Consider the following 15329-nt stretch of genomic DNA (forward strand, 5'->3'; position numbering starts at 1 on the left):
ATGAATACTAGGCTGCGTAAGCAACAAGGTAGTGCGCTGGTGATTGCCGTATTTGTGCTGATTGTGATGTTTTTACTCGCGGGTACCTTAATTCGAATGCTGGAAGATGGTGATGAGTCAGTCAATGTTGAAGTGTGGGGAGCTCGAGCGCTTTTTAGTGCCAATAGCGCTGCAGATGCTGAGTTAGCTAAATTATTTCCGCTGTCAGGTGCTGTGGGTGTTTGTAGTGCGACTTCCACTTGGACTCCACCTAGTTCAGTAGGTTTTCATGGTTGCACTGTCGCCGTGACCTGTAACCCTATTAGTGTAGATGGAGTTACGCAGTATCAAATAACCAGTAATGCAGTGTGTGAAACTGGAGATTGTGCTGGAAATGCAGCTACGAGCAATTGTTTAAGAGTCAATCGCCAAGTGGAGGTAGAAGCACGTGGGGATTAATCGATACCTGACAACTATAAAACTAATAACGCTGTTAATGGCTACAGCTATGTCATTTAGTGCGGCTTCATTTGATGAGATTGATGAATCCGTTATTTTTGCAGCGGTGGCTCAAGGACATCACAATGACAATAACAGTGGCTGTAACTCTATTAATAATCCGCAGCTGACAATATATCCTGGTTCAAGAATTAGTGGCACAAATGGCGATGATTTATCTTATTGCTCCATAAATACTAACAATGGCTTACCTACTGATAGCTGCGATACTGCTACAGGAGGTGATAGGCTGTGTACTATTACTGGCGCTTCTATTCGCGGTCTAAAAATGAATGGTAATCAGGCCTTTGAAAGTAGTGATGGCTCAGCTGGTAGTATTGGTTTTTGTAATTCTGGCGATCAAATATCGCTGGGAGATAACGGTGATACTCAGTTTAATTCTTTAAGCCTTTTTTCTGATTGTACGGTGACATTTTCTTCTGATAATGATGAATATCGATTTAATGCAATACGAGCGGGTAGTGGGTCAATACTGAAGTTTCCCGAAGGGGATTATTGGATTAACTCCCTTCAACTTGATGCGCCTAGTAAAATAGAAACGACTGGACGAGTAAGAATATTTATTGGCACGAGCTCACAAATTAACGGCGGTACAATTAATTCTCTTGCAGAAGCTGGAGTGCAAGTTATTGCCTATAACAATTTAACCTTAAACAATCAAAATGTGAATGGTACATCCATTCCAGCAACGATAAATGCCAATGTGTATAGTGACGAGAGGATTACCATAAACTCTGGTGCTATTAATGGCAGAGTGACATCTAAATACCTTGTCATGAATAGCGACGGCCAAATTAATGAGCCTGTTGAACCTGTCATACCTTTCCACATCCAATATGGCAAAGCAACGTCGACTTCTGTGGCTTTTGATGATGCCTTTCCTGCGGGCGTAACACCGCTTGTGTTTATCATGCCGACGATTTCTGAAACCAATCCACTCTCCACTGATGGCCCCCAAAGTGCTTTTTTGTCAAATATCAGCGAAACAGGCTTTACATGGGCAAGGCAAGAACCACCAGGGAATATAGTTTCTAGCGCAGATATGCCAGAAGTGCATTGGGTTGCTGTGACTCCTGGAACACATGACCTATCAAATGGAACGCAACTTATCGCAGGTTCGGTCGAATATGATTTAGCGCTTATTGGGGCGAATAATAATTATACCAGCGTGACAATGGACGCATCGCAAGACGTTTTACTGAACCAAATGCAAACAAGTAATAATGATTGCTGGTTAACCAGCACTTCCCAATTTAATAATACTGGCATTCAGTTAGCAATGGATACTTCGGAAGTGAGGAATAACAGTGCGGAGTGCCAGCCTGCAGGTCTAAGTAATGGTAATTTACAGAATGAGACCATCGCTTATTTGACCGTTGCTTCTGGTTCAGGCGCCTTGATATTAAACGGTGAGGACCTCAATTATCACTTTGGAAATTCACAAACTTTTTTCAATAGCAATAGCATTAGAGATGTGGAATATCAATGTAGCGTCACCACCTCCTTAACGGGTTTTACTGACGTTCCAATTTTAGTGGCTGGTAAAACTAATCGCCGTGGTGGTGATGGTGGTTGGTTAAGGCGTTGTCAGTTGACGAACGATCTAGTCAGTATGGTTGTGGATGAAGATACCTATCAAGATAACGATCGTAGACATATCTGGGAAAACTACAGTTTCTTTGCGCTAGAAAGAACAGAACCGGTTTCGCAATGTTTTACTGATGACTTTAATCGCACTTCTTTAGGTACCGATTGGGTGGCTGCGAGCTCGAGCGGCAGTTTTACTCCTTCAATAGTGAGTAATAAACTTCGTCTAACTCAAGCTGCTGGCAACCAAGCAACTTCAACGACTTACCAACGTTTATTCCCAGCTGCTGATAATTTAATTGAAATTGAGTTCGACCATTCTGCTTATGATGGCAATGGTGCTGACGGTATTGCAATGGTGTTTTCTGATGCATCAATAACCCCACAGCCAGGTGCTGCAGGGGGCCCCTTAGGTTATGGCTATAAACCAGGCGTTGATGGGTTTGCTGGTGGCTGGTTAGGCATTGGTATTGACGAATATGGTAATTTTTCGGCAGAAGGGGGCGATAATAATATTGGTCGCCGCCAGCAAAGCGTTTCGATACGTGGCTCGGGCAGTGGCACGTCAGGTTACCCATATCTGCGCGGAACGTGTAATAACGGCACCACTAATACTACTGGCGACTGCTTAACTCCACCTGTTGATAACAATGAGAATGACAATCATCGTTATAGAATCGTCATTGACTCTCGTGTGTCAGGGCAGTCGTTAGTGTCAGTCTCTCGTGATACTGGCAGCGGCTTTGTCGAAATCGTTCCCCAGTTTGATATTTTATCTTTCGCATCACAAGCTGCGGTGCCTGATGACTTTATCTTATCGATAACAGGTTCAACTGGTGGCTCAACCAACGTGCATGAAATAGATGACATAGAATTTTGTGCACTTGACTCAAGCCCAGTGGGGGTTGTCATTGATCATTTTGAATTTACTCATACCGGTTCTGCGTTAACTTGTAATGCTGAGCCAATGACTCTAACTGCTTGTGCTAACGCAGATTGTACTCAAACCGTGCCTGACTTTGTTACTGCGACCTTGAGCCCTGCAACCATCGCTACAGGTGGTGGTTGGGTTGGTGGCAACGTAGTCAGTTTTAGTGGCGGTAGCACTAATTTATCACTCAGAAATAATACCGCTGGCTCAGTAACGGTTGATGTCACAGGCTCAACACCAGGCGCTAAGCCTTTTAGTACCACATTATGTAGTGTTGCTGGTTCAACACCAACGGCTGAGCAATGTACCTTTAACTTTGCTGATAGCGGTTTTATTTTTACTGTACCAGACAAGTTAGCGAATAAACCCAGTGGTGCTATTAGTATTTCAGCCGTAAAAAAAGATACCGAGACGTTGGAGTGTACACCGCAGTTTGAAAATGTGACTAAAAGTGTTGGTTTTTGGAGTGATTACGTCAATCCGAGTTCGGTTATTTCAGCTTCAAGTGTGTCGGTAACTGGAACAGGCGCTGCAACAGATATCGGCACGAGTATTGGCGCTCGAACTCCTATAGCACTTCAATTTGATGCCAGTGGTATCGCTGAGTTTGAAGTGAATTACCCCGATGCAGGCGCAATACAGTTAAATGCCCAATACGATGGCACAGGCGAGGAAGATGGATTGGTGATGGTCGGTGCAGACCCATTTGTCAGTTTCCCAGCTGGTTTATGTGTAAAACCTGTGGATGCCAATGCTAGCTGCACAGCAGGTGATAGTAGTTGCGATGTGTATATAAAAGCCGGAGAAGACTTTGATTTAACGGTTCAAGCAATGGCTTGGGAGTCTGATAGCGACACTGATTATTGTGACAATTTAACCACGCCAAATTATGTTCATGCAGGTATTGTATTAGGCAGTAATCTTGTGGCTCCAAATCCTGGAGAAGCAGGCACTCTCGGTCTAGGGAACTACGACCATGTGGCTGTTATTAATAGCCAAAACACCATCACTCAGTCAATTAGTGAGGTGGGTGTATTTGAATTTACCGCGAAAGCACCCAGTGAATATTTAGGTTCTACCTTTTATGATATTCCGCAAGCAAGTTCTGGCAATATAGGCCGCTTTATCCCTGACCGATTTGTTGTTAGCAGTGTGAGTGTCCTTCCCGCATGTGGGATTTTCAATTATATGGATCAGCCATTTTCGATGGCGATGAATATAACTGCATTTAATATTGGCAGTGAGGTAACTAAGAATTACCAAGATGCTTTTGCATACGCGACCGGTATTTTAGTGGGGGAAAATTCAGATGATGGTGACGACAAACGTAACCGAATGAGCGCTTTACCCGTCTCTGCAAGTTCATGGGTTGCGGGTGTTGCAACTGTAGATAGTAGTTATATGGCTAGCTTAAGTCGAACCACTGCTCCTAGCCAAGATGGGCCTTTTGAAGACTTTGATATTGGGCTGATTGTTGTTGATAACGATGGTGATAACAGCTTTGTTTCAGATCCTGATATGAATGCTACGACCTCTGGCACTTGTGGCAGTAATTGCGATGCAAAATTACTATCAAATCAACGTTTTCGTCATGGCCGTGTGGTGATGGACAACACGTATGGCGCTGAAAACGACATGCTACAAATGCCAACCAGAGCAGAATACTGGAATGGACTGGCTTGGGTGACCAATACTGATGATAGTTGTTCAGTCGTAACCCCTGCGTTAGCCAGTCAAGTCGATGATCTGTCGTTGGGATACAAATTTGAACCCAGTTTAACAACGGGTCAATTAATCGATCGAACTGGGCAAACTGGCAGTTTTTCTAACGGCGAATTTACCTTACTGTGGAATGCGATTATTACAGGTTCAGCTGCTGATTATCGCGGTCAAGTAACCGCACCTTTGATTGTGCCCGAGTGGCTACAGTGGTATTGGAATTGGGAAAACGCTTCGTCGACAACTTTGTATGATCCAAGGGCGAGTGCTTACTTTGGGCGTTATCGTGGCCATGACCGAATTATTTATTGGCGTGAAAAACGATAAACAAGTTACATAATGGTGGACCAAAAGGATTATTTGCAGCCTATTGGGTTTTGTATCGTCAAAATATATGCTTGAACGATTTTTTGACGGAGACACAGTATTAAATACTGTTGTTTTTTTACTCGTTATTTTGTTGTTTTTATGCACTTATGATTTAATTTGCTAATAAAGCAAAAAAAACACCGAGATTAGCGATTGTTAACCTGTTCGGTCTTGTGGAAACTGAGCTGCATTGATAAAGTTACCTGATTTTTCTTTCTTCTGACGTTACAGAATACAGGCTAGACACATGTTCAAAAAGCTGCGTGGAGTTTTTTCAAACGACCTATCGATCGATTTAGGTACGGCAAATACATTAATTTACGTTCGTGACGAAGGTATCGTGCTTAACGAACCATCTGTCGTAGCCATTCGTGGCGAGCGTGGCAGCAGCGGACAAAAATCAGTGGCTGCTGTAGGGACAGACGCAAAGCAAATGCTGGGTCGTACTCCTGGAAACATTCAAGCTATCCGCCCAATGAAAGATGGTGTGATTGCTGACTTCTATGTGACTGAAAAAATGCTGCAGCACTTCATTAAGCAAGTGCATAATAATAGCTTTTTCCGTCCAAGCCCACGTGTTTTAGTTTGTGTTCCAGTAGGTGCAACGCAAGTAGAACGTCGTGCAATTCGTGAATCTGCCATGGGCGCAGGTGCACGCGAAGTATACTTAATTGAAGAGCCAATGGCGGCAGCGATTGGTGCAGGTTTACCTGTGTCAGAAGCAACGGGTTCTATGGTTGTTGATATCGGTGGTGGTACCACTGAAGTTGCTATTATCTCGTTAAATGGTGTGGTGTATTCTTCATCGGTGCGGATTGGTGGTGATAAATTTGATGATGCCATCATTAACTATGTACGCCGTAACTACGGAAGCCTGATTGGTGAAGCAACTGCAGAACGTATTAAACATACGATCGGTACTGCTTATCCTGGTGACGAAGTGCTTGAAATTGAAGTTCGCGGCCGTAACCTTGCTGAAGGTGTACCAAGAAGTTTCACTCTTAACAGCAACGAAATACTTGAAGCGCTGCAAGAGCCATTATCAGGCATTGTTAGTGCAGTGATGGTTGCACTTGAGCAGTCTCCTCCAGAACTTGCTTCAGATATTTCTGAGCGCGGCATGGTGTTAACTGGCGGTGGTGCATTACTTCGTGATTTAGACCGTTTATTAATGCAAGAAACAGGCATTCCAGTGATGGTTGCCGATGATCCATTGACATGTGTTGCTCGAGGCGGTGGTAAAGCACTTGAGATGATCGACATGCATGGTGGCGACTTATTCTCTGAAGAGAACTAAAGAGCGAAACAATGGCGGTGTAGACTCTGATGATATTATTAAGAGTGTCACCGCCTACAAATTATGAAACCCATTTTTGTTCGTGGCATATCGCAACAATTCAGATTAACACTGGCAATTTTTTTGTCGGTGGTATTACTTATCGCTAATGATCGCCTCGATCCTATTCGTCAGTCCATTTCCTCTGTATTAAGTCCCTTACAGTATTTAGCCAACGTGCCAGGTTTATTATTGGATTGGTCAGCAGACTCCATTGCAACGCGCAATATGTTGGCTCAACAAAATAAAGAACTACTACGGCAACAACTAATGATGTCAGAACGATTACAACGTTTTGAACATTTACGACAAGAAAATGTACGTTTAAGAGCTTTACTGGGCTCTCCTGTTCACATGGATGCTCGTAAAGTGGTTGCCGAAGTCATGGAAGTGGCCAGTGATCCGTTTCGTCATTATGTGGTACTGAACCATGGTGCACGCACCGGCGTTTTTGTCGGGCAATCAGTCGTAGATGCCCAAGGTGTTGTAGGCCAAGTGGTTGAAGTGAGTGAGTTAACGAGTCGGGTATTATTGGTAACCGATCCGACGCATGGCATACCTGTTCGAATAACTCGGAATGATGTCCGCGCGATGGCTCAAGGCACTGGTGATATTGATGAAATTGAACTGCGTCATGTGGCCAAAAGTACAGACATCGTAGTCGGTGATTTATTGGTGACTTCTGGTTTAGGTCAACGCTTCCCTGAAGGCTACCCTGTCGCGCGAGTGATGAAAATCTCCCGTGATGCTGGGCAAAGTTATTCTGTGATTTCAGCTCAGCCGTTAGCTGCATTAGATCGAATTCGCTACGTATTGCTGATTTGGCCTGACGATAATTTAGATGATCTGCCTAGTTCAATTCATTCAGAAATATCAACGATTGATAATCCAAGCGTGGAACCAGAAACACAAGACGAGGGCAGTCAATGAGTGCACATATTGCCAATGGCCGCTTTGTCGTATTAGTGACAATTTTTATTGGGATGATGTTTCAAATCATGCCACTGCCTAAAATCGTCGAAGCTTGGCGACCAGATTGGTTGCTAATGGTAATGATTTACTGGGCTATGGCCTTACCGCATCGTTATAGCATCTTAACCGCTTGGATCTTAGGCGTATTATTGGATGTCTTGCTAGGGGCGACCTTAGGTATACGTTCCTTGGCATTTTCGATTGTAATTTATGTGATTGTTATGCAATCACAGCGACTGCGAAACTTTACCCGTTGGCAGCAGTCTATTTTAGTAGCCATTTTTATATGTCTTTATCACTTTATTATTTACTGGGTTGAATTTGTTGTTAATGGTGTTGCCTTCGATTGGGCGATGTTTTTACCTGCTATCTCGAGTATTTTTATGTGGTGGTGGGTGTTCTGGGTGCTTAGAAATATTCGCCGTAGTTATAAGGTTCGTTAGATATGGGTTGGGTGCTCGCTTCCACTTCTCCAAGACGTAAAGAGCTATTTGCTCAAGTTGGAATCACTGAAAAGCATTTTTCATTTGACCAAGTTGCACCAGATATTGATGAGTCGCATATTTCAGGCGAACCTGCTGCGGACTTCGTTGTTAGATTAGCTAAAGAAAAAGCCCAAACAGGCTTAGCTTTGTGTCCTAATGGCGAAAGCCATAAGGTGCTTGGCTCAGATACTATTGTGGTATTAGGTGAGCAGATATTAGGTAAACCAGTAGATAAGCAAGATGCGCAGCGCATACTTTCTGATTTATCAGGGAAAACACATCAGGTAATGACGGCAGTAGCGGTGACCAATGGTAAGACTACACTCACTAGACTGTGCCAGACGGAAGTGACTTTTTGTCATCTGACACTAGATACAATTAATGCCTATATCGACACACAAGAGCCAATGGATAAAGCGGGAGCTTACGGTATCCAAGGTTTAGGTGGTTGCTTTGTAAAGTCGATAAAGGGTAGTTATTCAGCGGTAGTCGGTTTACCTCTTGTTGAGACGCGCGAATTACTACATGAAATGAATCAAATTGAATTAACTTAACTTTTCGTTCGCAAACATGTGAATTTTACTGCGCTGACTATCAAAAAATATATGCGTGAGTAATGCATCATCCTTGCAGCAGGGCGTTAAACAGGTGGCTTATGCAAACAAAAGCACAGCGTAAAAAAGGCTCTGAATTACTGATTAACGTCACGCCAACTGAGGCAAGGGTCGCACTTGTTGAGCACGGCGTGTTACAAGAAGTGCATATCGAGCGCCGCATGAAACGTGGCCTTGTGGGCAATATCTATAAAGGAAAAATCAGTCGTGTGCTACCTGGCATGCAAGCTGCCTTTGTGGATATCGGCCTAGAAAAAGCCGCATTCTTACACGCCTCTGACATTGTGCCGCATACCGAGTGTGTGGCTGATGTTGAAAAGGGCAACTTTGTTGTTCGTGATATCGCAGAATTGGTTCGCCAAGGTCAAGATATCATGGTGCAAGTGGTTAAAGATCCGCTTGGAACGAAAGGTGCTCGCCTCACAACTGATATTACCTTACCTTCGCGTTATTTAGTCTTTATGCCCGGCTCAAGCCATGTTGGTGTGTCGCAACGCATTGAAGAAGAGTCAGAACGCAGTCGTTTAAAGAAGATCACTGAGCCTTATGTCGATGAAGATGGCGGTTTTATTATCAGAACTGCTGCCGAAGGCGTAGGTGATGATGAACTGGCACAGGATGCCGCTTTTTTACGCCGAGTTTGGGCTAAGGTCAGTGAACGTCGTAAGCGCAAAGGTGCGACCTTGTTGTACCAAGATTTAGCGCTTCAAGTGCGAATTATTCGTGATTTTGTTGGCACTGAACTGGACAATATCCAAGTGGACTCACGCCGAACCTTCGCAGAAATTGAAGGTTTTGCGCAAGAGTTTATGCCAGAAATAGCGGCCAAAATTGAGCACTATGCAGGGCCATCACCGATTTTTGAACTCTATGATGTCGAGAATGAAATTCAACGTGCATTAGGGCGAAAAGTTGAACTTAAGTCGGGTGGTTATTTAATTATTGATCAGACAGAAGCCATGACCACAGTTGATATTAATACTGGTGCATTTGTCGGTCATCGAAATCTAGCTGAAACAATATTTAATACTAATTTAGAAGCCACCCAAGCAATAGCAAGACAATTAAGATTGCGTAATTTGGGCGGTATAATCATTATCGACTTTATCGATATGATGAATGAAGAACACAAGAAACGCGTATTGGACAGCTTAACAGCGGCCTTAGCAATGGACAGAGTTAAAACCAGTGTGAGTGGTTTTTCTGGGTTAGGTTTAGTTGAAATGACCCGAAAGCGCACACGTGAAAGTCTTGAGCATGTGGTGTGCGGTGAGTGCCCAGCTTGTAAAGGTACGGGTTCGATGAAAACGGTAGAAACCGTTTCATATGAGATTTTTAGAGAAATTATTCGTTTAAACCGAGCATATGCGGCTGATGAGTTTTTATTATATTGCTCCCCTGCAGTTTACAAGAGTTTAAGTAATGAGGAAGGCCACTTATTGGCTGAGCTAGAAGTTTATATTGGTAAGCAAATCCGCCTTCAAAACGAAACTTTATATACTCAAAATAAGTATGATGTGGTGATGGTGTAGTGCCCAAAAGTAAAACCGTAACAGTGTGTCGTTTTTTGTTCCAAATTGTAGCCGTAGTACTTGTACTATTTGCGCTAGCGGTCAGTCTCATCCGTGGTTTATTACCCCAACTACCCGAAGCTCGTTATGAAGTGATCAATTATTTGCGCGACCAATATCAAGTGGAAGTGCAAGTCGGCAAACTGTCAGCTGAATGGCAAGCGTTTGGGCCAGCATTAACGGTAAATAATTTAGTTGTTCCTCCCCAGCAAGCTTTGCCGGTAACGATCATCGCTAATAAAGTCCACTTTAAACTCGATTTCTGGCAAACCTTGCTGACTTTGTCACCTAAAATTGAAACCGTAAAGTTTGATGGCATACATGTGGCACTTAATGTTGATGAGTTGTCTACAGAAAGCGAAAAGCCAGTGAGCAATACCAATATAGATTGGTTATATGCACTGTTACTAGAACAGCTCGAGTATTTCTCCATCAGCGACGGCACCCTTCAGCTATTAAGCCATAACCATGATTTTAGACCGATTTATATCAGCAATTTTATCTGGCATAACGGAACAGACTTACATCAAGGTAAAGGCTTTATGCACCTTGACTCAGAAGCATCAGCAAGTGAGCGACTGGCATTAAGAGTGGATTTAAATGGTGATGGTTATAACCCTGATGAACTGGTTGGACAGATTTACTTATCAGCAGAATCGTTAGATTTAGGTGAGTGGGCGTCTAGGCAACATGAGCCGTTGCTTAAACTGGACAATATTGAATTTGAAGGGGTAGTGAACCTTGAAGCTTGGTTAGGTATTGAATATCGAACGATTAATACAGGTTTATTGATGTTTGAACCCAGCTGGTTACAGTGGAATACTGCTGGCGAGCAACAAAGGTTTGCCATTAATGGTGGAGCGTTAAAATGGCAGCCAAATGAAACGGGCTGGCAAGTGAGCAGTCATGACTTAGATTTTTCAACTAATGGTGAGTCGTGGCCAGAGCTTAAATTGTCCCTAAAAACGAATTACAGTGACCTCTCTGTTAGCATTAACGAAATTGCGCCTGAAGTATTAACCCCGCTGTTACCTCTTATCCCTAAAATGGGCGAGAAAGGAGTCGCAAAATGGCGCGCACTCTCACCTAAAGGGCTTATTGGGCCTTTGCAGCTATTAAAAGAGCCAGGTAAACCTCTGTTATTAAAAACAGAGGTTAAACAACTACAGTGGCTAGCTTCAAATAATATCCCTGGAAGCAGCGCGATTGACTTTAATCTGTCTTGGGCCAATGGTTTGTTAAATGCTGAGTTTCCTCAGCAAGATTATCGATTAGACTTTCAAGATGGTTTTGAAGCGCCACTTGCGTTAACAGGCGAGGCCTTTCAAGTTCAGTACAGTGTCAATAATTCTCGGTTAACCTTGCCTAATGTGCATTTTCATAACCCAGATATAGACATTGCTGCCTCGATGCAATTAGATATGCATAATGCTGCGCACTTGGCATTAAGTGCTAATGTGGCAATTGCTGACGTAGATAATGCAGGTCTATATTTCCCGCTGCACACAATGAGTGACAATCTAGTCGATTACTTAAATGCCTCTTTATTAAAAGGGGAGATCCCTGATGCGAAAATTGTGTGGCATGGTCAACTGAACCAATTTCCTTATCAAGATAACTCGGGCATTTTTCAAGCGGGCTTTAATCTCAATGATGGTGCTTTTTCGTTTCAGCCGACTTGGCCAGCTGTCGACGATTTGAGCTTATATGCTTTATTTGAAAATGCAGCGATGGATCTTGTGGTCAATAAAGGCAACTTACTCGATGTCTCGGCTGATGGCGCCCATATCTATATCCCACACATGGGTAAAGAAACGACATTGAGAGTAGAAGCTAACGTTGGCGCTGATGCCGATGCAGCCAAAGCTGTAATTGATAATTCACCGTTAAAAACCTCAATTAGCCCTACATTAAATGTGGTGCAAATATCGGGTGATATTGTCAGTGAATTAAATTTAACCATTCCGCTTTACGAAGGTGGAAAAGCTGATAATAAAGGCATCATTAAGTTTAATGGCAATAGCGTATACGTTACGACACCAGGGCTACAACTTGAAAAAGTCACAGGTAATGTTGAATTCAATAATGCTGAAGTGAATGGCTTAGCGATAAATGCCAATTTATTTGAGCAGCCGCTGACATTTGATTTTGCCACAGAGCCAACCAACACTGGGGATCTGGCATTAACTATAGACTTGGCTGGGCAATGGGATCTTGATACGTTACCGAGCTATATTGATAACCCGTTAAGCGAATACTACTCAGGCAATATGGCTTGGGATGGTGCTGTTACGATGATATTTGATCCAACGGGTTACCGTCTTCAGGTTCAAATCAATTCAGATCTCGTTGGTACGTCATTGTCACTTCCTGCGCCATTTTATAAGGATGCAGATCAAGCCAAAGTCCTCCGTGCAGAGCTAGTCGGTGATAATAAACAATCGTCTTTAGGGATAAAACTGGGTAAAGATGCTGAGTTTTGGGGAGGCTTTAATGAAGGTAATGGCGGTGCTCTCGCTCACTATGATTTACTGTTAGGGCGGCACTTTAAATTAGGTGACAAACTCGCTAAAGACCAAGGCCATATTCAAATTGATTTGCCTGAAGCTGAGTTGACTCAGTGGCTTCCTATCATCAGCAAGTTTACTGATAAAGCGAATTCAACTATCGATGCCTTACCTGAAAGCTCGCTTGCTGCGAATGCGTTAGCAACAGCTACGGCTGACACGATCGTTCACACAGAATCAATCACTCCGACGCAAGTATTAATGGCAACAGCTGACGCCCCCGCTAATAAAGCAATTGAAGGTACTGACTTACAGGTTGAGCCTGACTTGAAAACAGAGTTAACAACTGCAGCTTTGGCGAATACCAATCAGGTGACTCTTGCTGACACATCGAATCCAGCTCTACAGTCTTCTAAGGCTCAGTTAAATGAAGTCACAGCAGCACCGAAGTCGAGCTTTTTTCCACCTTTGATTTTAATCGATGCCAAAATAGGCTCATTAAATATCTTAAGTCAGAATTTTAATCAATTGAGTTTTTCAGCCAAGCCGTTAACACATGTTTGGCGTTTTGATATTCAGTCTGAACAGCTTGATGGTCATGTTGATTTTTATCCAAGCTGGCGCGAACAAGGACTTAAAATTGTCGCCAGTAAGCTGCATTTATCTCCAAAGGTTAAGTCTGCAGAAGAAGCGGAATATACCCCCGGTAATTTGTTGGAAAACTTGCCTCCCTTGGCTGTCGATGTTGATGACTTTAAGTTATATCAAGCGCAACTGGGGCACCTCGTTTTACAAGGTATCCCTTATGAAGATGGTTATCGTTTTCAAACCTTAACCTTAACCCGTCCCATAGTCAGTATGCAGGCTTCTGGGGATTGGACATTTGCTGACGGTAAAAGCCTAACTACATTTGATGTGAATGTTGAAGCGAGTAAATTTGATGCTCTATCTGATGCACTGGGTATCAACCCAGGTTTGAAAGATGCGCCTGTGAATATGGTTGGAGAGTTTTCATGGCAAGGGGCACCTTATGCATTTTCTTTAGAAACGTTGAACGGTAAATTAAGATTTGATATGGGTAAGGGTTACCTTTCTGAAATCAGTGATAAAGGCGCCCGTATTTTCTCTTTGTTTAGTTTAGATTCCTTGGTGAGAAAGCTATCGTTAGATTTCTCTGATGTATTCGGTAAAGGGCTTTATTTTGATTCGTTTGGTGGTTCACTGAATATTGATAATGGCGTGGTTAAAACTACTGATACAGAAATGGACGCGATAGCAGGCAACATGAAAGTGCGTGGCTATACTGACTTAACCAGTCAAAGTTTGAATTATGATATTCGCTTTATTCCGCAGCTTGCATCCAGTGTGCCGACAGTGGTACTGCTGAGTACCAGTGCATGGACATTAGGTTTGGGGGCGTTTGCCTTAACTAAAGTGTTGGAGCCTGTGATTGAGGTTATTTCAGAAATTCGTTTCCGTTTAGGCGGCACGATGAATGACCCACAACTGGAAGAGCTAGAACGAAAAAGTAAAGAAATTGAAATTCCTGAGTCAATCTTGCCGAAAAAAGACGTCCCTGTAGGTGAAACGCCGCTTGATTCAAACGACGGCATAAACGTTAGTAAAAGCGATAATGCAATCAAAAGTTTGAACAATGGTGTGAGTAGCGATGAAATTCCTACTACAGAAGTAAGCGTTAAACCTGAACTCGAGCCTGAACCAGAAGCTGTATCTGACGCCAAGCCAACGCTTGATGAATCAACTTCTGATTTAACGTTTAATGCGACGATTGAAGACGCGAATGTTATCTCTTTTGCAAGTTACCAAGATAGTATCAGAAAGCTCAATATCAGCCAGAGAGGCTCAGATGCAAATCAGCTTATTACAATGCCAAAGCAGTCGAGACGTCACAGCCAATCTGGCATATATAGACTCGCAGCTTAAATGCCTTCCTCGCCATCAAGGTGAAACGCAATTAGTCGTGTTACCTGAGTGCAGTTTGTTGTTTGGCGGCCACGAGAAACAGCAACTCGATGTCGCAGGAGATGATGAGACCAGTCATCTTAAAAACGCACTAGCGGATTTGGCTAAGCAATATCAAGTTTATATGGTGGCAGGTACTATCCCGATTTTAGCGGGAGATGGCAGAGTCTTTAGCCGTAGTTATCTATTTGATGATGCGGGTGATACCTTAGGTAGTTATGATAAGTTGCACTTGTTCGATGTTGAAGTGGCTGATAACACCCAATCCTATAGAGAAAGTGATACGTTTTGCCCTGGTGAACGTATAACGGTGGTAAAGACACCATTTGGCAATGTCGGATTAGCCATTTGTTATGATATTCGCTTTCCTGAGCTGTTTCGCGCGTTACGGCTTGCTGGCGCTGATTTTATTGCACTTCCTTCGGCTTTCACTAAAGTGACGGGTGAAGCGCATTGGCAAACGTTAGTAAAGGCTAGAGCCATTGAAAGCCAATGTTTTTTATTGGCAGCAGATCAATGGGGGCAGCATAATCAAGGTAGCCGAGAAACCTGGGGACAAAGCATGATTGTTGATCCGTGGGGGGAAGTACTCGCCGAACGTAAAACAGGCCTTGGCTGGGTTCAGCATCAGGTATCGCTGGAGTCGCTTGAAAAAATCAGGCAGCAAATTCCAGTGATGCAGCATAACCGCTTTAAGGTGCCATCGCTCATAAGTTAGTTGTAATTACTCATCCCATGAGTATGTTAACTGGGTTTA

At 43.2% G+C, this 15329-nt stretch carries 9 protein-coding genes; all 9 read left to right on the plus strand.

Going from position 1 to position 15329, the window contains the following annotated elements; translation table 11 throughout:
• Positions 1 to 438: an MSHA biogenesis protein MshP gene (locus tag BCU84_RS07400; protein ID WP_198589546.1), complete on the plus strand. Its 438-nt coding sequence runs from the start codon at positions 1 to 3 to the stop codon at positions 436 to 438.
• 49 nt (positions 439 to 487) lie between these two features.
• A complete protein-coding gene (locus BCU84_RS07405; protein ID WP_241906382.1) occupies positions 488 to 5062 on the plus strand; it encodes a DUF6701 domain-containing protein in 4575 nt (1524 codons plus the stop codon).
• 289 nt (positions 5063 to 5351) lie between these two features.
• Positions 5352 to 6401 (plus strand): rod shape-determining protein, encoded by a 1050-nt coding sequence (locus tag BCU84_RS07410; RefSeq protein ID WP_055022908.1) that lies wholly within the window; start codon positions 5352 to 5354, stop codon positions 6399 to 6401.
• Positions 6402 to 6464: 63 nt separating this feature from the next.
• On the plus strand, positions 6465 to 7370 hold the full coding sequence (gene mreC, locus BCU84_RS07415; protein ID WP_102527447.1) for a rod shape-determining protein MreC: 906 nt from the start codon (positions 6465 to 6467) through the stop codon (positions 7368 to 7370).
• Positions 7367 to 7855 (plus strand): rod shape-determining protein MreD, encoded by a 489-nt coding sequence (gene mreD / locus BCU84_RS07420; protein ID WP_102527448.1) that lies wholly within the window; start codon positions 7367 to 7369, stop codon positions 7853 to 7855. Before mreC ends, mreD begins: the two co-directional genes overlap by 4 nt.
• 2 nt (positions 7856 to 7857) lie before the next feature.
• Positions 7858 to 8451, plus strand: a complete 594-nt coding sequence (locus tag BCU84_RS07425; RefSeq protein WP_102527449.1) for a Maf family protein — start codon at positions 7858 to 7860, stop codon at positions 8449 to 8451.
• Between the two features lie 101 nt (positions 8452 to 8552).
• Entirely contained in the window at positions 8553 to 10043 is a 1491-nt protein-coding gene (gene rng / locus BCU84_RS07430; RefSeq protein ID WP_102527450.1) for a ribonuclease G, read from the plus strand.
• The gene (locus tag BCU84_RS07435) at positions 10043 to 14533 is read left to right on the plus strand and encodes a YhdP family protein (protein ID WP_102527451.1); all 4491 of its coding nucleotides are present in this window, start codon (positions 10043 to 10045) and stop codon (positions 14531 to 14533) included. Before rng ends, BCU84_RS07435 begins: the two co-directional genes overlap by 1 nt.
• Entirely contained in the window at positions 14457 to 15290 is an 834-nt protein-coding gene (locus BCU84_RS07440) for a carbon-nitrogen hydrolase family protein (RefSeq protein ID WP_102527452.1), read from the plus strand. Before BCU84_RS07435 ends, BCU84_RS07440 begins: the two co-directional genes overlap by 77 nt.
• The last annotated feature ends 39 nt before the right edge of the window (positions 15291 to 15329 follow it).

It is taken from the genome of Shewanella sp. 10N.286.51.B7 (assembly GCF_002873615.1).
Lineage (GTDB): Bacteria > Pseudomonadota > Gammaproteobacteria > Enterobacterales > Shewanellaceae > Shewanella > Shewanella electrodiphila.

Excerpts from the sequence above, each read along its gene's own strand:
- BCU84_RS07400 (WP_198589546.1), top strand. The coding sequence starts at position 1 with ATGAATACTAGGCTGCGTAAGCAACAAGGTAGTGCGCTGGTGATTGCC.
- BCU84_RS07405 (WP_241906382.1), top strand. The coding sequence starts at position 488 with ATGTCATTTAGTGCGGCTTCATTTGATGAGATTGATGAATCCGTTATT.
- BCU84_RS07410 (WP_055022908.1), top strand. The coding sequence starts at position 5,352 with ATGTTCAAAAAGCTGCGTGGAGTTTTTTCAAACGACCTATCGATCGAT.
- mreC (WP_102527447.1), top strand. The coding sequence starts at position 6,465 with ATGAAACCCATTTTTGTTCGTGGCATATCGCAACAATTCAGATTAACA.
- mreD (WP_102527448.1), top strand. The coding sequence starts at position 7,367 with ATGAGTGCACATATTGCCAATGGCCGCTTTGTCGTATTAGTGACAATT.
- BCU84_RS07425 (WP_102527449.1), top strand. The coding sequence starts at position 7,858 with ATGGGTTGGGTGCTCGCTTCCACTTCTCCAAGACGTAAAGAGCTATTT.
- rng (WP_102527450.1), top strand. The coding sequence starts at position 8,553 with ATGCAAACAAAAGCACAGCGTAAAAAAGGCTCTGAATTACTGATTAAC.
- BCU84_RS07440 (WP_102527452.1), top strand. The coding sequence starts at position 14,457 with ATGCAAATCAGCTTATTACAATGCCAAAGCAGTCGAGACGTCACAGCC.